The following is a 22,387-nucleotide window of genomic DNA, read 5'->3' as shown; positions in this document are numbered from 1 at the left end:
GAGCAGGTGGTTAGTTAAAGCGAAATACTTATTTAGTTACTTGAGTATTTAAATCTTTTTTAATCTTAGTTGTAGAAATACCTTCAGTACGAGGTAAGTAAATTACTTCGCAATGATCTTTTAGGAAATCGAATTTACCTTCCCAGTCGTGACCCATAACAAATGTGTCGATATTATGTTCTTTCACGTCTAGAACTTTTTGTTCCCAATTATCTTCCGGAATTACTTCATCTACATACTTGATTGCCTCAAGTATTGTCTTACGGTCCTCAAAACTATAGTAAGCTTTTTTCCCTTTTAAAGCATTAAATTCATCAGAAGAAATAGCAACAACAAGGTAATCGCCTAAAGCTTTTGCACGTCGAAGAATATTAACATGTCCCACATGAAGTAAATCAAATGTACCATACGTAATTACTTTTTTCATAGTGTGCCTCCATACATAATACTAAATGGTATTATATTATATTTAACTAGAAATGCCAAATTCATTTCTGTAGAAAATCTCCATAAAAAGTCTTAATAGAATTAGAAACGACTAGAACTGATATAAGGTTCCCAAGAATAAGTTCAGAACCATTTACCTAATCCATCAAATACGCTGCCAATCTTTCACTAGCATGCCCATCAGAATAGGTATTCCAATCATTTGAAAAAGCCTCTACTTGCTCCTGGTTAAATTCATGATGCAATAGAACATAAACTAATTCTTCATCATTTGAAACAACCGGACCGGGTACTAGCTGTTCATAATCCGTCCAAAAACCACGCTCCATCTCATATGCTTCTAGATCATAAGGATAGAAAATCTGAGGTTTCCCGAGTAAAGCAAATTCAAATGGGATTGAAGAGTAATCACTGATTAAATAATCCGTTACAAACAGCAATTTGGAAACAGGCACATCATTAGCAACGGAAACAATGGCAGGATGAGCAATAGACTCAACATTATGAGCTACAGCAGGGTGTAACTTAATCACCATTGCAAAATCTTCTCCAAGTGAATCCATGATTTCTACAAAATTCAAAGGAATCTTCTGTTCTAACAATTGTTGATCACGGAAAGTTGGTGCATATAAAATTACCTTTTTCCCCTCTAGTTGAGGATACAACTCGAGAATTTCGCTTCGAGCATTATTCTCTTCCTCTTGTTTAAAGTAAAAGTCAGTCCGTGGAACACCAAAACGCAAAAATTGATCTTGGCGCATGCCAAACGCTGACCTGAAAATCGGTACCATCTTATCCGAACCAATAATTACTTTCGTCATCCGACCATAAACCTTCTCAAATCGCTTTACAGCAGAAGGCGAACGGAACATGATACTCGGATCTTGTAACGCAAATTTTTTAATTGCGCCAGCCGCATGCCATAACTGAATACACTCAACACCCTCACGAAACGGCGTTGCACTTAAAATGGCAAAATAATTGTCGATTAATACCTTACTACCCGTTGCCAAATGATATAAACCTTTCAAATAGCCACCAATATTGGATGTGTGGAAATCCACTACATGCCCAGCAGCTAAGCCTAAATCTGAAAAGTCATCCTTGCATTTGCTAGTTTTCAGAACATAAATCTCTTCAAAACCACGTGATTGCAACTCTCGTATAACAAACCGCGCATTATCACCAAAGTCACATAAAAAAACAACTTTATTCTTTTGCGGCAAAAACTTAAAAAGCCCAAAGACAATCCTATTTAACAACAAATAAATATATATTATAAATTCCTTTAACATTCATTCACCTATTTTTCTACATTTCATTGGATAATCATTAAAAAATAGAAATATTCAAAAACATGCATTTTTATGTTTGATTACCATACTGTTAGAGGTATTGTAACTTAAGAATTATCTACAATTACTGCTATTAGTATAACTGAAATAATAGATATAAAACAAAGAATTTTTAAGAATAAATATACTGTTTAATATTGTCATATGGTATTATCGATGAAGTGTACATATCAAAAAAATAATAAGTATGATGGAATATTATTTGATCAGTTAATAAGAGGGATATAGATATATATAACGATTATTGATAGAAAACTAGTAAGTGAAGATTTTAAAGAGGTGTAAGAATGGAAAAATTAGTATCAATTATCGTAACCGTGTATAATACGGCGGAATTTTTAGAAGAATGTTTAACATCTGTAACGAACCAAGTATACAAAAACATAGAAATAATTATTGTTAACGATGGCTCTACAGATAATTCAGCAGAAATTATTGAGCAATATACAAATGCAGATTCTCGTTGCCGTAGCATCAATTTAACTGAAAACAAAGGTGTAGGTTTTGCAAGAAATCTTGGAATCGAACAAGCAACTGGAGATTTTGTATACTTTGTAGATAGTGACGATTTTATCAACGAGCATGCGGTTAAAAAATTAGTAGAAGGTCTTGGTAACAAAACTTATATTATAGGTCGCACTAAAAAACTAACGAATAAAGAAGATAGCAATATCGAAATTGATGAACTTGCAGTGACAGTAAGAAAACGTAAAAAGGTATTTAAAGTGCTACAAAATTTAAATGTACTTAATAGCTTATTTTCTATAGAAATCATCCGTAAATACAATCTCCGTTTTTCAGAGGATACAGATTGTTATACTGAAATAGCGTTCCTAGTACCTCTATTTAAAAATCGCACAGTAATTTATCAAGTGAAAGAAAGTGTATATTTCCGTCGCCTTCGAAATGATCCTATTACTAATCCATCGCTTATGCAGCAAGATAGAGAAAAGGTCTTAAAAGATTTCTTAACAGTTTATAATTACCTTAAAGAAGAACAAAAAGGGAAAAACAAAGAACAAAAACTCCTAGATAAATTACTTATTCATTTTTATCGCTCTAAATTTATCCTAATAATGAGAGATGCAACTCAAATCGAACGTAACTTCGAACAACTTGCAAATGCAATGGAAAAGGTTTCTCCAGCGCAATTTAAAAATCAAAACTTATTAGTTCGTGGTGAACTGAAAGCACTACGTAATCACAAATTGAAAAATTACAAAAGAGCAGTTAGCATTCACCATTTCGGAAGAGATTCAAAACAAACATTTACGAGCAAAACAAAATTGACTCGACAAATTTATAAAGATATATTCCAAAAACGACCTCTTAATGAGAAGAAAATAGTTTTCGAAAGTTTCCTTGGAAAAAACTACGCGGATAGTCCGAAGTATATTTATGAATATATGGTCAAACACTACCCAGAGTACGAATTCATTTGGTCATTTAATGAAATAAACCATGATATTCCAGGAAATGCGAAGCAAGTGAAGCGCCTAAGTCTTGCTTATTACTATCACATGGCAACTGCAAAATATTGGGTAAACAATATGCGTCAGCCACTTCACCTTCAAAAACGTGAAGGAAATGTATTTTTACAAACTTGGCATGGTACACCGTTGAAAAAACTAGTATTCGATATGAATGAAGTTTATTCAGCCAATCCTAAGTACAAACAACAATTTTATGAGCAATCACGATTATGGGATTATTTAATTGCAGCAAATTCGTACTCATCGGACATTTTCAAAAGCGCATTTAAATTTGATAAAGTCATGCTGGAGGATGGCTACCCACGTAATGACACTTTGTACATTAACAACAATTCAGATTACATTACGAAGATGAAAACTAAATTAAACATCCCGTTAGATAAAAAAGTCATTCTTTATGCTCCTACATGGCGTGATGATGAATTTTATGAACCTGGAAAATACAAGTTTAATCTAAAATTCGATTTGCAAAAACTTCAAGAAAAATTAGGTAACGAATATGTCATCTTACTAAGAATGCACTACTTCATAGCAGATGACCTCAACATTGATGGTTACGAAGGTTTTGTCTATAATATGTCCAAATATGACGATATCGCGGAACTATATTTGATCTCAGACATTCTTATTACAGATTATTCATCTGTATTCTTTGATTATTCAAACTTACGAAGACCGATTCTGTTCTACACTTATGATCTTGAAAAGTATCGTGATCAACTGAGAGGCTTCTATATCGATATCGAAAACGAAGTACCTGGGCCACTAGTCAAAACTACTGATGAAATCATTGATGCCGTGCTTAATATCGATAAAGTAACAATCGAATATAAAGAAAAATACGACATTTTTTATGACAAAATTTGTGGCTGGGAATCCGGAAAAGCAACAGAGAAAATCGTAGAAAAAGTATTTAAGAACAATTAAATTGATGAAAAGCGTTCCAACCCGTTGTATAATCAGCGGGACGAACGCTTTTTTTGAATAGCAAAAAATAAAAATTTTAATGTTTTTTTCTTGTAATGCTTAATGATAAAATATAGCTTAGGTCAAATATACTTAAAAAACAAACGAATATAAATATGAATAGAAAGAGTGGATTCAGTTGTTAAAGAAGATAAAGAAAAGTAAATTCACTAAAAAGCTCATTACAAAAGCATTTAGGGTTCTATCTAGAACGCCTCGAAAGAAAAATTTAGTCGTATTTGAAAGTTTCCACGGAAAACGTTATAGCGATAATCCGCGTGCCATTTATGAATACATGAAAGAAAACAACCCAGAATACACACTGATTTGGAGTGTAACAAAAGACAGTATACCTCTATTTGAAGAAATGGGCGTTCCATACATGAGACGCTTTTCATTAAAATGGTTACTGAATTTCCCGCGTGCAGAATACTGGGTCAACAACGTACGCTTACCAAAATGGATGCCAAGACCGAAACAAACAACGTATCTTCAAACATGGCATGGTACACCGCTGAAAAAATTAGGTACTGACATTGAAGAAGTATATATGCCAGGTACAAAAACAAATAAATATCGTAAAAACATTATTGCTGAATCAAAAAACTGGAACTACTTAATAGCGCCAAATGCGTATTCAGGAGAAATTCTAGCTCGTGCATTCCACTTTAAAGGCAAAGTGATTGAGTCAGGATATCCACGAAATGATGCATTGCAAAACACAGATCCAAGCAAAATCGAAAAAATCCGTAAGTCATTGAACATCCCTGAGGGCAAGAAAATCGTTCTTTACGCACCCACATGGCGTGATGATCAATTCTTCAAAAAAGGGAAATACAAATTCGAATTCCAATTCGACATTCAAAAACTTAAAGAACAATACGGAGACGATTTCGTCTTACTTGCTCGCATGCACTACTTAGTATCAGAAAGCTTTGATTTCGCACAATACGGCGACTTCATCAAAGACGTTTCCAACTACTATGACATTGCAGACCTTTACTTAGTCAGCGACCTTTTAATCACTGACTACTCATCTGTATTCTTTGACTATGCAATCCTAGATCGCCCAATTATCTTCTATATGTATGACCTTGAAGATTACCGCGACCGCCTACGTGGCTTCTACATCGACATCGAAACAGACGCACCAGGACTAATCGTCAAAGAACAGGACGAGCTATTTACTGAAATCGGTCGTGCCCTAACTGAAGGCCACCACTCAAAAGAACAATTCGACCGCTTCGCAGAACGCTTCTGCGAATGGGAAGACGGCAAAGCCTCAGAACGCGTAGTCAACGAAGTATTCAAAAAATAACACCAAACAAATAAAAAGCGAGGAGAAAATACAATATTTTCTCCTCGCATTTTTTATTTGGCAAAGATAATCTTGAGCAGAGCTAAATTACTAGTGAGCAGCGCCAAAGCTGCCACGAGTAACGCCAAACCCGTCGCAAGTAGCGCCAAAGCCTGCGCGAGTAACACTAAAGTCTGAGTAAGTAGCGCTAAAGCCTGAGTGAGCAGCGCCAAAGCCCGAGCGAGTAGCGCTAAAGCCTGCGCGAGTAGCGCTAAAACCTCAGTGAGTAACGCCAAAGCCTGCGCGAGTAGCGCTAAACCTCGCGAGTAGCGCCAAACCCCGAGTGAGTAGCGCTAAAGCCGCCGCGAGTAGCGCCAAACCCCGAGTGAGTAGCGCGAAAGCCCGAGCGAGTAGCGCCAAAGCCTTCGAGTAGCGCCAAACCCCGAGTGAGTAGCGCCAAAGCCCGAGTGAGTAGCGCCAAACCCCGCGAGTAGCGCTAAAGCCTGAGTGAGTAGCGCCAAAGCCCGCGAGTAGCGCCAAACCATGCGCGAGTAGCGCTAAAGCCTGAGTGAGTAGCGCCAAAGCCCGCGAGTAGCGCCAAAGCCTGCGCGAGTAGCGCTAAAACCTGCGCGAGTAGCGCTAAACCCGTCGCAAGTAGCGCCAAACCCTGCGCGAGTAGCGCGAAAGCCCGAGTGAGCAGCGCCAAAGCCCGCGAGTAGCGCCAAACCCCGAATGAGTAGCGCCAAACCCCGAGCGAGTAACGCCAAAGCCGTCGCGAGTAACGCCAAAGCCGTCGCGAGTAACGCCAAAGCCGTCGCGAGTAGCGCCAAACCCCGCGAGTAGCGCCAAACCCCGCGAGTAGCGCCAAAGCCCGAGTGAGTAGCGCTAAAGCCTGAGCGAGTAGCGCCAAACCCCACGCGAGCAGCGCCAAACCCCGACCCAAGCACCCCAAATTAGCCTCAACCCACACCCCATCAACAAAACTGTTAAATCCTCTCAAATCTTTACGTTTTGAAAACAGAATTAAAGGATATTATATGATATACTATGTTGTATGTTTTTATGGTAATATATATAATATTTGGCGTGATAAAATGCCGTCATCATACACTTTCAAGACTTTTAACAGAGCTACAAAATGATGGAAGATAGTATCGCCAAAAATGCGAAAATGCATCTTTTCGAAAACAATAGCGTCATGATAATCAATCATTCTACAATTAAGCTATCATTTATACGAAATAATGCGACAAAATCATCCCTTAATGAAATTCGAGGAATTGAGGAAAAAACAATATGAAAGCATTTATTAATATCATTAAAGAACAAATTTCGTCTTTTTATATGGTACAAAGACTAGCAAAGTTCCAACTAAAAATTGATAATCAGAACAACTATCTAGGCTTCATCTGGGAAGTACTTAACCCAGCGATTCAAATGGCTATGTACTGGGTTGTCTTCGGCGTTGGTTTGCGTGGTAAATCAGAATTGGACGGAGTACCCTATGTCTACTGGATGCTTGCAGGGATTTCAATGTGGTTCTTTATCAACAAAGCAATATTAAATGGTTCTAAAGCGATTTATCAAAAGTATTCCATGGTCGCCAAGATGAACTTCCCGTTATCCGTGTTACCAAGCTACATCATTACTGGGAAGTTTTACGGACACTTAGCATTAGTGGGCGGTATTATGGTCGTCTTTTGGATAAAGGGTTACGCCCCGAGCATATATTATATCCAGCTTATTTACTTCCTAGCGATGAGCTATATTTTTGCGTTTAGTATTACACTATTAACCTCAACATTAACAGTCGTAGTTCGTGACGTACAAATGCTAATCCAATCCGTATTACAAGGGATGTTCTTCTTATCACCAATCTTATGGGATCGTAGTGGAAACTTCCCTGAATGGCTACAAAGTTTATTGGCACTAAATCCATTCTATTATTTAGCAAATGGATATCGCGCATCACTACTTTATAACAATTGGTATGCCATTGAAAATTGGCAATTAACGTTATATAACTGGGGACTTATTCTCGTCATATTGATAATTGGTTCATCAGCACACTATAAATTCAGAAACCGTTTCTCTGACTTTATCTAAAAGTAACATGGAGGACATAAAACATGGCAGAATCAGTCATTATAAAAAATGTATCTAAAAAATATCGTATGTATAGATCAAAAAAAGAACAAATCGGTGACCTACTTTTCCCTGGTAAAATGGGCTCTGACTTCAACGCTATCGATGGCATATCATTCGCCGTTGAAGAAGGAGATGTAGTTGGGTTAGTAGGGATAAATGGCTCTGGTAAATCTACCCTTAGCAACATGATTGGCGGAATTATTCCTCCTTCTTCAGGTGAAATCATTGCTAAAGGTGAGGTCAATGTTATCGCCATTAATGCAGGTTTAAACAACCAACTAACGGGAATCGAAAATATCGAATTTAAATGTCTATTAATGGGCTATAGCAAAGAAAAGATTGATGAAGTGACACCGCAAATTGTCGAATTCTCAGAACTAGGTGACTTCATCTATCAACCTGTAAAGAAATACTCTAGTGGTATGAAGTCCAAACTAGGCTTCGCCATCAGCGTTACAGCAGACCCTGATATTATTGTTATCGATGAAGCGTTATCTGTAGGTGATCAGACCTTCGCAGACAAATCACTTGCCAAGATGAATGAATACAAAAAACGCGGTAAAACGATCTTCTTCGTCAGCCATAACTTAAGACAAGTAACAAGCTTTTGTAACAAAATTGCTTGGATTGAAGGCGGTCAACTTAGAGAGTTTGGCCCGACAAATGTCGTTATGAAAAACTATAATGATTTCATCAAACAATACAACAAACTTTCATATGAAGATCAAAAAGCTTTCCAAAAGAAACTTGCAGATCGTCGTAAATATGGATCTAAAAAGAAGAAATAAATAACTGCACTAGAAAGGATGTGAACCCCTAATGAAAAGAAAAATCTTCATGACAGCATGGGATATGGACATCGAAAAAGGCGGCATCAACAAAGTCATGCTCAAGCGCGCCAGCCTTTTTGCTAATGATGAATATGATATTGAACTCCTAACAATGGATTTCAAATTTAACTATGACATCATTGAAAAAGAACTGAAGCTATCAGGGCAACTTCCGAAAAGCGCAAAAATAACAAACGTTTATGATTACTATAGAAGAAAATTCACAAAGAATACGATATCATCTGTAGCTCAAGCTAAATTCGAACAGCAACTAAAGAAATTCGAAGAAGGCTACTGGGTTGAAGATGGTGGTGACTTCGCTCGCTACTTCCAAAATGGTACTTATATAAAGTATAAAAAGTGGAATGAAGATGGCACGATTAACTTTATCGATTACTTCGATGACAACCGAGTACGTACACGTCGTGAAGAATTCCATAACACTGGATTCCTTCAACGCGAAGTACTTTATCATCCAAGTAACAACAAAAAGAACCAAGAGCGTTTCTATACGGAAGATGGTTTTTGCTTCTTATCACTTTGGTATAACAACAAGAGTGGGAAGCTTCAAAAAGTATACTTATTCAGTCCAGATTATGATAAGGTCGAATACTTCCCATCTAGCAAAGAATTCCATGATTTCTGGCTAAACGAAATGTGTCGTGTAGAAGTCGTTAAGCCTGTCATCATTTGTGATGGCTCTGCACCAACTACACGAGTGACATCAATTGATGATGAACTTGTCTACAAAATTTATATGTTACACTCAAATCATTTCGCGGCTCCATACGAATTGGGTAGTCCATATAGAACCGTGTATCAAGCGAAACTCGATATCATTCCAAAGGGGTATCCGGTCGTAGTGCTAACAGAACAACAACGACTTGATCTACACAAAGAAATTGGTAACCGTGGCAATATCCATGTCATCCCAAACTGTGTAGAAGTGAATGATTTTAACGTCGAAAAGAATCCGAAGCTTGTGTCGATGATTGCCCGTTATAGTCCAGAAAAACGATTAGACGAAGCAATCAAAGCCTTCTCACTAGTTGTAGAACAAGTACCGGAAGCGAAGTTGCACATTTACGGTAATGGCAATGAAGAAGAGGCGCTAAATAAGCTGATTCAAGAGCTTAAGCTAGAAAATAGTGTTGAGCTTAAAGGCTACACAAACAAAGTGCATGAAGTACTTGCTGCATCATCTGTCTCGCTCGTTACGTCAGCGTACGAAGGTTTCAGCCTAGCGATGCTCGAGTCACTAGCAAATAAGACACCAGTAATTAGCTACGATATCAACTATGGTCCATCTCAAGTAATCGAAGACGGTATAAATGGCTATCTTGTCCCAAATGGTGACCGTGAACAACTAGCGGAGAAAATCATTCATCTATTAAATAACCATGATTTAGTAGTGAAGATGGGGAACGAAGCACGTAACACTGTGCTAAAAGATTACACACCGGATCGATATTATGAAAAGTGGTCAAAATTACTTCAAGACGTCGTAAACGAAAATCACAATCTATATACGCAAGAAATCTAAGAGTTGCCCGAGGCAGCTCTTTTTTTATGCCTCAAAACGCCATTAACCTCAAAAATAATAAAAAACAACGAACTACAAATGCTACTCCACAATTTTGTAACATAATCGTAACGACAAACTCTACTATTAATAAGCTATACTTAACGAGAATGGTGATAGGTCGATATACACATCAGATTGAATAGCGCATTTTATTACAAATTCTCTGCTTTTTTAAAATATATCGACAACTACATAAGTCATAAGATGTGATGATAAAGAACTAATTTAAGTATTACAACACAAAATTAATATAATTTACTATATAATGGAATGTGTGTAATCTAGTAATCTCGTTTTTATAAGGCAAAAGTCTATAGTTCTGTATCAATTTAACCACCCTACGCGTTATCCGCTTTATTATTGCCAATATCTAATGACCACCTATTTTGTCGCCGCAACTTAAAAAAGCTCAAACGATCGCCAGCTGTATCCAACGTATCTGACGCGTATATGAACCTATTAAAGTGAAAAAGAAAGGAAGTAGAAAATGATAAAAAAACAAGCATGGACAATCATCTGCACATTACTACTAGCAATTTTTGTCATTGGAGCTAACGGCACCCAAGCCGCGGAAAGCTACAAAACAACAGCAATCAGCAAAATCACAGTCATCAAATCTACAAAAGCGAAAATCTATCAACAACCAGATGCAAAGTCTACTAGTAAAGTCGCAACAGCAGCTCAAACAAAACAAGTAATGATGAGCGATAAAAAAGCCACAACAGCCGGTGTGACATACTATGCCATCTACAAATTTGGAGATACGAAAAAAACACAAGTAGGCTGGGTAAAGTCCACAGACCTTAAAATTCGAAACTATAGCGTAACTTCGACAAAAGCCCAAACGTTCTATCTAAAGGGCTCGGGTAGAGGATATGTTAGTCCGTGGGGAAGTACCGATGCTATCTACACGTCATTAAAAACATATAAAAACGTTAAATTCTCAGCTACAACAACTATTACATCAACAAGTAAATGGTACCAAGGCAAGCTAAATGGCAAAACAGTTTGGATTCACGAAAGCCATCTATCAACAAAGCCAACTGTTGATACTTCAGCAGTCCCAACAGAAAAACCAGTAGAAACAAGCGTTAGTTTCGTAGCTAAAGTTAATAGCAGTTCAGCTAAAATCTTCAAAGATATCACTAAATCAACATATACAAAAGCAGGAACTAGCAACATCAACACCGTTTTATATGTTAAAAAGAAAGCTACATATAAAGGGAGTAAATACTACCTACTAAGCACAAAAGAAAGTGCAACAACAGGAGTCATCGGCTGGGTCAAATCAACAGATGCAAAAGCCTATAATCATAAAGCGATCAGCACAAAATCTAAAACCCTTTCGTTAACAGGAACAGGATCAGCCTATACGAAAATTTGGGGCGGTACAAATGATGTTGCCATCAAATCTCTAACAAAATATAAAAACGCAAAATTTGTCGTAACAAAAACAGAAAGAATTGGTAACACAGATTGGTACCAAGGTAAAATCGGTACAAAAACAATTTGGATTTCATCAAAATATACAAAGGCCTATGTGGAAGTAGCAGCAGAACCAGAAGAAACTGACGCGAACTACCTTGGTCGCCTTTCTAGTAAAACAGTGAAAATCTACAAAGATATCACAAAACTAGAAGACTACATCTTAGCTAGTAGCACATACACAAACGAAACCTTCTATATTAAAAAAGAAGCTTCATACGAAGATGAAGAATACTACCAAATTAGCCGCACAAATGGCACATCAACAACTGTAGTCGGATGGGTAGAAGCAAGTGATGTAACTACTTACAATAACTCACTTGTAGATACAACTAAATTTACAACTTACATTGCAGGAACAAGCAGTGCTTATAACATCCCTTATGGTACAACAAACAACGTTGTCTTCGACTTAAGTAAATACCGTGCAAAAACCTTCAAAGTTACTCGCACAGAAAAAGTCGGCTCAAGTATTTGGTATCAAGGTACATTATCAAGCAAAACAGTATGGATCAATTCAGCTTACGTAGAAACAAATCCATATATTGCACTTAACTTAAGAAAATCAACAGACCTAACAGCGGCACAAATGCGATCGTTCCTTATTAGTAAAGGAAAAACGACAGACAATGTACTATATAAGTTAGTACCATCATTTTTAGAAGTTCAAAACGAAGCAGGCATTAACGCACAGTTCATGCTAGCTCATGCAATTTTAGAAACAGGTTGGGGTGGCTCAGCTATTTCGCAATATAAAAACAACTACTTTGGCTTCCAAGCATATGACTCATGTGCTTTCACATGCGCGAAGTACTTCCCAACAGGAAAAGATGGATTGAATGCCTACGCATTTAAAATCTACCGTGATTACCTAACGACTACAGGTGCTTATTACAACGGTCCGACATTATTAGGTATGAATGTAAAATATGCGACAGACAAAGAATGGAGTCGTAAAATTGCCAACCTAATGGCACAGATGAAAGCCTATAGTTCATCTGACTACAGTAGTAAAACAGCGAGCACAAAAGTAATGACAGCTCCAAAAGAATATGATCATATTCTGCCAGAGTCTAAAGCACAACCAGCTCAATTCGTAAAATTACCAACAGACGTAACAGCAACAGTCTCAGCGAGTAGCTTGAGCATTTACTTTATGCCATACGCATATTCGAAAAAGATTGGAACATATGGCAAAGAAAAAGTAATCACATTAAAGGCTTACCATACAGATGTACGTGACTTTAAAAACACGAGTGGCAAAAACACACGCTGGTTACGTATTGCTTACAATGGCACACAAGGCTGGGTACGCACGGACGAGATTACACTAGATAACCTATCATTCACAAAAGATGAATCGAACCTACGTTCAAGTGCAGGAGCAACAGCAAGTAATACAATCCAAGAAGTAGTGCCAAACAACGCACCACTTAAACACGTTTACACTATTTTCGGTAACAAGAAAAAAGAAAAAGTAGGAAAAGATACATGGTACCAAGTATACGCCCCTAAATCAGGCAAAAAACTATGGATCAGTGGCAGCCTATTAACAACATTCTAATAAAAGTGCCCCTTGCAAACGCAGGGGGTCTTTTTTTGTCTAAAGAGAAACATCCTATCACCCACCAAAACTCCACAAATTACACCGAATAACGCGCATTTTCTCGGATCACACAAAAATACATAAAACGCCTCTAAAAGAGATTCCCCCAATACATATGGCTCACACAACTAAAAAATCTTTATCTATTAGGACGTGAATATTCTGCTAAATAACAAACAATCAAGTTAGCGCAACAAACAACGGACTTAGCGCAATAAACATCCAAGTTAGCGCAACAATCCCCCGACTTAGTGCAACAAACACCCCAGATAACGCAACAATCCATCCCCATCACGAAAAAATTAATATGGATAATATTGGTTTAAAGCCAAATTACTAGTATACTAAAAAGGAACAAAATAGATTGGAGATGAAAGAAATGAAAATGATGAAGTACATAGTAATGATGGCGGTGATGGCCATGATATCCGTATGTCTAAACAGCACCATAAGCCATGCTGAGGAAGTTTATGAAACGATTCCACTAAACAAAACGCTATCCAAAACATTGTTCATGGATGAAAACGAAGAATCAGGGAATATGTACCAAGTGAAAATACCAAAAGACGGGGTTGCAAAACTTCAAATCGAGTCCCCAAAAAACAAAGAATTCACGCTGTTCCTTATGAGTAGTTTAGAAAACGTAGGCATACTTGATCCGAAAGTGAATTCACCAATCATTAGTTATGCTATCAGTTCAAAGGAAGCCAATTACAACAAATCAATCATGACCGATTCGGTCGGTGTCAAAAAGGGAACTTACTATGTATTCGCCTACACAGAAGGCAATGTTGAGAAGGTAAAGTTCAAAGTATCGTTCAAAGCAGCATCCAACTATGAAAAAGAGAACAACAACACGATAAAAACGGCTACACCGATCAAGCTTGGCAGCACATATAAAGCAGACATTAAGATGTATGATAGGAAAGATTATTACAAAGTCACAGTGCCTAAAAAGACGAAGCTTCAAATTACAGTAAAGAAACAACTAAAAGCGCCATTTAAAATTGCACTACAAAATAGTAAGAAGCAAACTATCAAACAGCTGAAGATGAAAACATTAAACAATACATTAACACACACAGGTACGGTAACAGTAGATAAAGGAACGTACTATGTCAATGTATCAAGTGGAGTATATTTCGGAACCTCATCTGATTATGACAAAGCACCTTATACGATTAAAGTGAATACTACTAAGTAGATAACAGCGTCAATAGTGGCGTAAAAGAAATATTACAGCCTGTAACATTTAACACGTAGGCTGTAATATTTGTAATGGAAGAGTAGGCATGCTATTAAAAGTAGAATCATATAAATCACTAACAACAAAATGATAGCGCTTTCAATAATGTGAATGAATAGTGAAAATATTGCTATATAATAGGAAGAAACTCTATGTAAATATGAGCAGTGAGGTCGTTAAAGTAGAAGAGTAGGGCAAACATCTACTATTTGAGTATGTGTCTTATGTTACAAAAAAGTAACTATCAGTATAGGTTATGATATAATTTTAAGTATTTTATTAAAAATATACCTCAATTGGTATTATATTACTAACTTTACAGTCAATATCGTAATAATCTCATAGGTTTTGTAATAAATTGCTAATATCTCTCAGTTTTACTAAAAATTTTGATAAACATAGCATTATAGTATTAAAGTAATGAATAACTACAAATCTATGGAAGAAAAAAGGGTGGAAATTCTCCTGTTTATAAACGATAATTAGGCTTAAGCATGATTAGCTGATGAAAAACAAAAACAGCGAAATGCTAATCATATCCAATAAGGGAGGATTTTTTAAAAATGGGTAAATTCAATCTAAAATTTGTAAAACCTGTCGCATCACTAGCAATCGGTGCAGCAGTATTAACAGGATCATTCGCAGTATCTGGTGCTGCTGATACAGCTTTCGCAAAAGCAGCAACTGTAAAAGTTTCTAAAGGTAAATTGGTATCTGCAAAATCAGGTAAAGCGGTGAAAGGTTACAAATCTTACAAAGGTGTTCTTTACAAGAACGGTAAGAAATTCACTGGTCTTTACAAAAATACTTATTACAAATCAGGTAAAAAAGGCACTGGCCTTTACAAAAACGTATACTACAAAGCTGGTAAAAAAGGTAGCGGCTGGGTAGGAAGCGGTTCTTCTAAAAAATGGTACCAAGATGGTAAATTACTAACAGGTCTTGGCAAAAACTCTGGTAAACTATTTATCAAAGGTAAATACGCTAACGGGATCCAAACATACAAAGGCGTAGAAAAACTATACAAAGACGGTGTTGTAGTTAAAACTGTAGTTGATGCAGCTAAAGCTATTAACAACACAACTGTTGAAGTAACATTCGCAGAAGCTCAAAAAGCTAGCGATATCTCAGCTGGACGTTTCAAAATCGAAGGCTTAGATATTACTAACGCTGCAGTTAAACAAACTGACGATAAAGTTATCGTTTTAACAACTGCTGCTCAAACTGGTGGTAAAACTTACACTGTAGCTCTTGATGGCGTGAAATCACGTACATTCAAAGGTGTATCTAATGTACAAGCAACTGCTATTTCTCACGTAGCTCCTTCATTACAAGGTGTTATCGGTAAAGAAGTAACTGTTAAAACTCAAGTTGAAGTTCCAGCTGGATCTTCTAAAGAGGGTATTGCTGTAACGTTCAATATCACTAACTCTGCTGATACTTCTAACAGTAACTTCGGTAAGAAAATTACTGCTGAAGTATTCACTGATGCAAACGGTGTAGCTTCTTATTCTTACACTCAATATGTAGCTGGTACAGATGATGTTGTTGAAGCATATCCAACTGGTAATGCTTCAGTAAAAACTACTCAAGCTAAAGTTTACTGGGGTAATACTGCACGTTTAACTCTTTCAGAAGTAACTGAAGGAAACTCATTAGCTAACGGTGCTAAAAAAGTTTACAAAATCGTTTCTGCTGAAAATGCAAATGGATATATCAACATTGCATACAAAGAAAACGTTAATGTAGCTCCAGATAAATTAGTTCGTACAGTAGATGTTACTGACGCTAATATCCGTAACAATGGTGCTAAGTATCCATCTCAAGTAACAACTGGTGGCGTACAATTCGTAAAAGTAAAACTTGATTCTAAAGGTGAAGCAACATTTACTTTAACAGGTACAAGTGGTACTGTTACTCCTATCGCATTTGCAGATGGCAAATTTAAAGATAATGTTACTACTAATGAAGCTGACTGGTCAGGCGATAACAAATTAGGTGCTACAGAATTACAAGCAGCTGCAGCTCCTGTAACATTCGCTCTTAATCATACTCAAGCACTTGATGTAGTAGGTGTTGAATCAGCTAATGCTGCTGGAATCAATGCAAACGGTACAGGTCAAGGTGGACGCAATTATACTGTAACTGTTACTGGTAAAGACGGTAAATTAGCTCCAGCAGGTACTACAGCTTACGTAACATTCTCTAAAGGAAGCTTCAGCTCAGATAAAAATGTTTATATTTCAACTGTAAAAGGTGAAAATACAACAAAAGTAACAGAAGGCTATTCATTCCCAATTAAAGTAACTGGTGATAAAGGTCAAGCTACATTCAAACTTACAGGTGATCGTGATGGATATGCAACACCAACTGTATATGTTGATAATGGCGAGAAAGCTGGAGTATTAGATCCATCTGATCTACAAAAAGTTGGCGAAACTACTTACTTCGTAGATGCAACTGTATCAAAAGCTACACTTAAAGTTGATGATACTGATAAAAAAGTAGCTGCAAACAAAGCTGCAGAATTTACTTTCCAATCAGTTGATCAAAATGGTTTCCCATTTGCAGTTAAATATAACAATTTAATTGGTCAATTCGACGTAACATTTGAAGTTTCAGCAAGATATGCTGATGTAGTAGTTGCTTATAATGGAACTACAAAAACTGTATTACAAGGTAATACTGAATCAGTTACAGTGAAAGCAAATGCAACTGGAGCAGCTAAAATTAGTGTAACATCTAAAAATCAATTATCAGCAGACGTAACAGTTAATGCATCTGCTTCACAAGTAAGTATCTTTAACGCTTCAGAATCTATCCAATTCATCAAAGGCTTAGATGATGGTGCTTATGTAAGTGCAGAAGTATTAGCTAAAATCAATGCTGCAACTGATAAAGATGGAATCGAAGCAGCACTTGAGGAAGTAGATAACTACAGAACTTTATCAGATAGTGAACAAGCATATGTTGTAAACACTATCTTTGATAAACGTAAAGGTAATGCTACTGTAAGTTCTATCTTTGTATCCGATACAATTAATACAGCTAAAACAGAAACAGCGAAAATAATTGCAGCTTCACTTGCTGATATAAAAGCTGGTGCTACATTAGCTCATCTACAAGCAGTACCATCTTTAAAAACAAAGGGTATTGAAGCATTAGAAAAAACACCAGTAGATTACCAAGGTAATGCTATAACTGCAGTTATCGCAGCTGGTCCTTACACAACAGTATCAGGTCTACAAACTGCTTTAGATAAAGCTGTTAAAGATCAAGAAGATGCTAAAGCGGGAGCAGGAGTAGCAGCAGAAAAAGCAAAAGCGCTTAATGCAATCAATGCTGCATTAACAGGAACAGCACCAACAGCAACACAAAAAACTGCGGCAGTTACTGCATTAACTGAAAATGCAAAAGTATTAAATATTAGCTTAACTGCATTTAACGGTTTAACTCAAGCTGAGAAAGAAACTGCTGTAACAGGTTTATTCAAAGCAGCACCAACTTACTCACCAGCTCAATTAGAAGCAGCATTAGATGCAGAAATCAAATTGATTAATGTGGGTAAAGTAGCACCGACTATTACTGCTACAGAATGGGATGCTTCAGCTAAAACTTTGAAATTAACATTTAGCGAAGTTGTAGATGCTGATACAACAGCAGCTGTAATTGCATTCACAACTCCAGGTGGAACAGTTGGTTCAACAACTGCTACTGCATTAGGTTCAGCAGCAGCTGCAGTTAATACTATCACTTTAACATTACCGACTGCTACAGCTGATGCTTTCGTTGCAGGTTCTAAAATCACAGGTATTACAGGTATTGCTATCAAAGATAAAGATGCAACTCCAAAAACTTTAACAGTTGATAACGTACTTGTAGTAGAAAAAAAATAATAATCAATCGGTACCATTCAAATCGTGAAATTCACGTTAGTTTGAACAATTGATACAGAATAAGTCCTAGTGACTACCCCTAATCTCTTCGGAGGTTAGGGGTTTTTGTTTGCCGTAATAAGTGAGATTTTAAATATATATCATAATCATGATTGAATCAGAAGTCTTAATACCATTGGTATTAGGGCTATTTTTATTGGAGGAGGAATGAAATATGATTGAAGGTAAAAGAGCTACTAAAACAAATTGTGTTTGAAAGGAAAGGTGAACAAGATGACGACTCTAAGATAAAAAAGGTGATGAGTATTTAATGGTCGATATTACATTGTATGAAAATTCAGAATAATTAAGTACTGTTAGTATGAAAAATGGAGAAGTAATTGAAGAACCTACTCAATGATTTAGGTAAGGACAACAATTTTAATTTACAAATTCTTTGAGAGAAAAAAGACATATGTAAAAGTAATATACAACGGTAGAAAACGACTAATGGATGAATGTTTTAGGTTTCGTAGCTTAGTTCCCAGTGGACGTTTTTTAGGGGTATTTCACGTTTTTGGCCATAAAAGGAGGATATAATGAACGATTAATGTAGATTAGTTTGCCTATAAAATGAAAAGTATTTCGTATCGATGTAGAGAAAAAGGATGTAAGTTTCGAAGCTTATGAGTTTGAGCACGAGGATATAGATGACTTAATCGTCCCATCGGAACTTCTAGTAAAACTACCTAACCCAATGTTATTAGGACGTTCATAGTAATAACAAAATTTTTGACTTTAAGAATATAGTATAGATTAAAATGACTAATTATTAGATAATTAAGAATGGTTAAACTATTTTGTTTATTGGTAAATAGTTAATCCTATAAAATATAGGAAAGGAGTGGGATAATGCAAAAATACAATTTAAAGCAGGTTAAAGCGCTAGCATCAGTAGCGTTAGGGGCAGTTTTATTAACAAGTACGATTGCATTGCCGGTAAATAGTGTGGAAGCAGCAAGTTCTTCAAACTACAAAGTTTCAAAAGGAAGGTTAATCTCAAAACTAACCGGTAAAGTAGTAAAGGGTACAAAAACATTCAAAGGTAAAGTTTATAAAGATGGTAAAACTCTAACAGGCCTAAAAGTCGGTGTTTTCTACAAAAGCGGTAAAAAAGCGACAGGTACATACAAAGGAAAATACTATGCAAATGGTATAGTGTATACTGGCGTGAAAAATAACATCTACTTCAAAGCAGGAGCAAAAGCAACGGGTATTTACAAAGGAATGTACTATTCAAAAGGTAAAGTATTTACAGGTCTAAAAGCCGGTGTTTACTATAAGCGTGGTAAAAAGGGGACTGGCACATATGGAGGGAAATATTATGAAGCGGGTAAAGTGTTTACAGGCATCCAGTCAACTTCAAATAATCTTTACATCGATGGATTATTAAACACAGACCTAATTGTATTTAAAGGCCAACTTTATAATGGAAGCAAGTTAAATGAAGGCGTTGTCCAAGTAGAAGGTAAATGGTACAAAGATGCTAGCATTGCAAACGGTACTATTACATTACCAAATGGAAAAACAATCACAGTTACTAATGGTATTGATACTACACCAGGTTCTGGTTCTACAGGTGGTGGATCATCTTCAGGTGGTACTGGAGAAATAACATTTACATCTACGATAAATAGTGACATTGCTAATAATGTAGATAAATTAGGATTGGTAGGAACTTCAGTTTCTTCAAGTAATGAAAAAGTAGCAACAGTAAAAATTACAGATGGTAAAATTGCCATGACATCTATTTCAGTTGGGACTTCAATCATCACAATTGCAACTGACGATAAGAAAGCAACTATTGAAATTACAGTAAATGCAAATGGTTCAATTACTATTGGTACAATTATAAAATATACGACTCCTCAAAAAAATTAAACGAAACGTTACTTTATAAGCTATTAAACTAGTGAAAAAAGTGGAAATGATTGATGATTTCTAACTGTTACTTTCCAATTGATAGGTGGAATCCCTATCCTTGCGAAACAGTCTTTTATGCAAGTGCCTAATCCTCCTGGATCCAGTGATGCGCTGATAAGCAAAAGGGGTTAAGTCAGGTGAAGTCGTACTAGAAGAATTGAGGCGGGGCTCTTTAAAAGACAGCTATGGTTAGGCGGACGAATCCATGTAGGCAGGGTGAGGTAGTGAATAGCGCGAAATGCTAGGAGTTCGATATTCATCCTTATATAAGAAATGATGTATTGGTGGTTAGCATAATTGACTGTTAAACTAACCATTCTCACACCTGAATAGTGGAAACCTAAGGCTGTCAAAATCAGGGATGGAAATAACGGAACGTTTGAAGTTCTCTTTGAAGAGGTGAATCAGCACCGACGAAGCAAAGAGAATGGCTGCGGGTTCATAGTAGTGTCGATCACATGCCGCTAGTACTTGTATGGCAACATATGAGGAGGATAAAACATGTAGGAGCGAAGGAACCCAGTCTATGGTAGTTTTCAATCACATCTATATTTTTCATGAATGAAAATGACCATTGATAGATCGCCATGTGCGGTGAAAGCCGCCTGCATGGTGAAGGCTCGATTCGAAAACCATAAATGTGGTATAAGACGGGAATAGTACAAATACAACTGCTCTGAATGAAAAAATAAGTAGGGCAACTGCAGTTTTAAAAGGAACGACTGTAGGAATAGAAGTAGGTCAGGTAGCCCAAGTAGATAAAGATACTTTAGTTACAGCTATAACGATAGCTCAAAGTGTCTATGATGACAGAGCTAATAAAACTCAAGTGCAATTAGATGTAGCGGCCGCAGAATTAGATAGTGCCTTAACAAATTTTGAGGGCAAAATCATTAAAGCAGGAGATACAATTGCACTAACTACAGCCATTACAGAAGCAACAAATCTTTACAAGAATACGGAAGAAGGAGTAGAAATCGGTCAAAATGTAAAAGGCTCAAAAGCGACATTAAAAGAAGCCATTGATGTTGCACAATTAGTTGTAACAAATTCTGCAAACAAAACAACCCAACAATTAGCTGATGCAAAAGCTGCATTAGATATAGCGGTAGTTGCCTTTGAAAATAGTAAAGTGACAGCATTAACAGGATTGCTAAATGTAACAGTAACTAGCGCTGGGGTTGATAGAAGTAATCATATCAACCTTGAAAATGATGAAACGCTCGTCCTCACATCTAGTGATTCAACGAAAGTTGCAGCTACTGTATCTAATGACTCTAGTGGAACCGCTATAGTAACAGGTGTTGCGTTGGGGGGGCCAATTACAATTACTGTTCAAGTGAAAAAAGATGGACAAGTAATTAAAGCAGGTACATTCACCGTAACTGTAGTTCCAATGGCTATCACAAGTAAAATGATCACGAATTTTGACTATTCAACTGTAAAAGGAACTCAAGCAAAACTCGTTAGTAAACCTGTTACATTAAGTGATTTTACTGGTAATAGAAAAGACTTTTCTATTGTCATTGGATCAGATCGTATACCAATTTATGTTTCATGGGCACTTTCGACAGATTTTTCTAAAGGAGTATCCATGGGCAGTGTTGTAGAGAGTCACATTCAAGATTTCTATTATAAAAAAGACGGAGCAAATGGTATATTGAATCGTCCAATTGCTGCCTTTGGATTTGAAGATACTTTCCAAATTAGCGCATTCCAACCGGGTTCTGCTTCATCATTTACATTAGTAGGTGCAGATTGGTCGTACTTCTTTGAGCAATCCTCTGGGCTAGGAACAGATACGGATATCTCAAAAAATCGAACATTTACAATTAGTGACGGCACAACTATGGAAAATATTCAACTAACATCCAATTTTGTGACAATCGATGATCTGGTGAATCATATAAATAATCGTTTAATGAACACTGGAGTAAAAGCTCAAGCTGAAAAAGTAAGTGCAGCACAATTTAAAATCACCTCAACATCAAGTACAGGGAATATTATTATTGATGGTGTAAATAAAGCCGATTTCTTTGAATAGATAGTTATACTTGAACAATTGGTAAAA

General features: G+C 36.6%; 12 protein-coding genes. 10 read left to right on the top strand and 2 right to left on the bottom strand.

Annotated features, from left to right (window positions below; genetic code table 11):
- Positions 1-28: 28 nt before the first annotated feature.
- Together tagD and AMD00_RS15270 are read right to left on the bottom strand one after the other, a co-directional pair.
- Positions 29-427, bottom strand: coding sequence for a glycerol-3-phosphate cytidylyltransferase (tagD, locus tag AMD00_RS15275; RefSeq protein WP_053417861.1), 399 nt, complete (start codon positions 425-427; stop codon positions 29-31).
- Between the two features lie 157 nt (positions 428-584).
- Positions 585-1,742: a CDP-glycerol glycerophosphotransferase family protein gene (locus AMD00_RS15270; protein WP_053417860.1), complete on the bottom strand. Its 1,158-nt coding sequence runs from the start codon at positions 1,740-1,742 to the stop codon at positions 585-587.
- 347 nt (positions 1,743-2,089) lie between these two features.
- On the opposite strand from AMD00_RS15270, the gene AMD00_RS15265 reads away from it, so the two are divergent.
- The 10 genes from AMD00_RS15265 (at position 2,090) to AMD00_RS15210 (ending at position 22,360) form a co-directional block, all read left to right on the top strand.
- The gene (locus AMD00_RS15265) at positions 2,090-4,222 is read left to right on the top strand and encodes a bifunctional glycosyltransferase/CDP-glycerol:glycerophosphate glycerophosphotransferase (protein WP_053417859.1); all 2,133 of its coding nucleotides are present in this window, start codon (positions 2,090-2,092) and stop codon (positions 4,220-4,222) included.
- A gap of 178 nt (positions 4,223-4,400) precedes the next feature.
- Complete coding sequence (locus AMD00_RS15260; protein WP_053417858.1) at positions 4,401-5,579, top strand: CDP-glycerol glycerophosphotransferase family protein; 1,179 nt, start codon at positions 4,401-4,403, stop codon at positions 5,577-5,579.
- 1,275 nt (positions 5,580-6,854) lie between these two features.
- A complete protein-coding gene (locus AMD00_RS15245; RefSeq protein WP_053417855.1) occupies positions 6,855-7,664 on the top strand; it encodes an ABC transporter permease in 810 nt (269 codons plus the stop codon).
- A gap of 23 nt (positions 7,665-7,687) precedes the next feature.
- Positions 7,688-8,494: a teichoic acids export ABC transporter ATP-binding subunit TagH gene (tagH, locus tag AMD00_RS15240; protein WP_053417854.1), complete on the top strand. Its 807-nt coding sequence runs from the start codon at positions 7,688-7,690 to the stop codon at positions 8,492-8,494.
- A gap of 31 nt (positions 8,495-8,525) precedes the next feature.
- Positions 8,526-10,079 (top strand): glycosyltransferase, encoded by a 1,554-nt coding sequence (locus AMD00_RS15235; protein WP_053417853.1) that lies wholly within the window; start codon positions 8,526-8,528, stop codon positions 10,077-10,079.
- Between the two features lie 529 nt (positions 10,080-10,608).
- A complete protein-coding gene (locus AMD00_RS15230) occupies positions 10,609-13,170 on the top strand; it encodes a GW dipeptide domain-containing protein (protein ID WP_053417852.1) in 2,562 nt (853 codons plus the stop codon).
- 421 nt (positions 13,171-13,591) lie between these two features.
- Positions 13,592-14,416 carry a pre-peptidase C-terminal domain-containing protein gene (locus AMD00_RS15225; protein WP_053417851.1) on the top strand — a complete coding sequence of 275 codons (825 nt, stop codon included), beginning with the start codon at positions 13,592-13,594 and terminating at the stop codon, positions 14,414-14,416.
- A gap of 605 nt (positions 14,417-15,021) precedes the next feature.
- Positions 15,022-18,354 carry a toxin-antitoxin system YwqK family antitoxin gene (locus AMD00_RS15220; protein WP_053417850.1) on the top strand — a complete coding sequence of 1,111 codons (3,333 nt, stop codon included), beginning with the start codon at positions 15,022-15,024 and terminating at the stop codon, positions 18,352-18,354.
- Positions 18,355-19,245: 891 nt separating this feature from the next.
- Positions 19,246-20,274 carry a hypothetical protein gene (locus AMD00_RS15215; protein ID WP_053417849.1) on the top strand — a complete coding sequence of 343 codons (1,029 nt, stop codon included), beginning with the start codon at positions 19,246-19,248 and terminating at the stop codon, positions 20,272-20,274.
- Positions 20,275-21,145: 871 nt separating this feature from the next.
- Complete coding sequence (locus AMD00_RS15210) at positions 21,146-22,360, top strand: hypothetical protein (protein ID WP_053417848.1); 1,215 nt, start codon at positions 21,146-21,148, stop codon at positions 22,358-22,360.
- The last annotated feature ends 27 nt before the right edge of the window (positions 22,361-22,387 follow it).

Source organism: Viridibacillus arvi, assembly GCF_001274945.1.
GTDB lineage: Bacteria > Bacillota > Bacilli > Bacillales_A > Planococcaceae > Viridibacillus > Viridibacillus arvi.
This window is presented reverse-complemented; position numbering and strand designations above follow the sequence as displayed.

Bases quoted from the DNA above. Each gene is read 5' to 3' on its own strand.
- AMD00_RS15270 (WP_053417860.1), bottom strand. From the start codon at position 1,742: ATGTTAAAGGAATTTATAATATATATTTATTTGTTGTTAAATAGGATT.
- tagD (WP_053417861.1), bottom strand. From the start codon at position 427: ATGAAAAAAGTAATTACGTATGGTACATTTGATTTACTTCATGTGGGA.
- AMD00_RS15230 (WP_053417852.1), top strand. From the start codon at position 10,609: ATGATAAAAAAACAAGCATGGACAATCATCTGCACATTACTACTAGCA.
- AMD00_RS15265 (WP_053417859.1), top strand. From the start codon at position 2,090: ATGGAAAAATTAGTATCAATTATCGTAACCGTGTATAATACGGCGGAA.
- AMD00_RS15225 (WP_053417851.1), top strand. From the start codon at position 13,592: ATGAAAATGATGAAGTACATAGTAATGATGGCGGTGATGGCCATGATA.
- tagH (WP_053417854.1), top strand. From the start codon at position 7,688: ATGGCAGAATCAGTCATTATAAAAAATGTATCTAAAAAATATCGTATG.
- AMD00_RS15245 (WP_053417855.1), top strand. From the start codon at position 6,855: ATGAAAGCATTTATTAATATCATTAAAGAACAAATTTCGTCTTTTTAT.
- AMD00_RS15220 (WP_053417850.1), top strand. From the start codon at position 15,022: ATGGGTAAATTCAATCTAAAATTTGTAAAACCTGTCGCATCACTAGCA.
- AMD00_RS15215 (WP_053417849.1), top strand. From the start codon at position 19,246: ATGCAAAAATACAATTTAAAGCAGGTTAAAGCGCTAGCATCAGTAGCG.
- AMD00_RS15235 (WP_053417853.1), top strand. From the start codon at position 8,526: ATGAAAAGAAAAATCTTCATGACAGCATGGGATATGGACATCGAAAAA.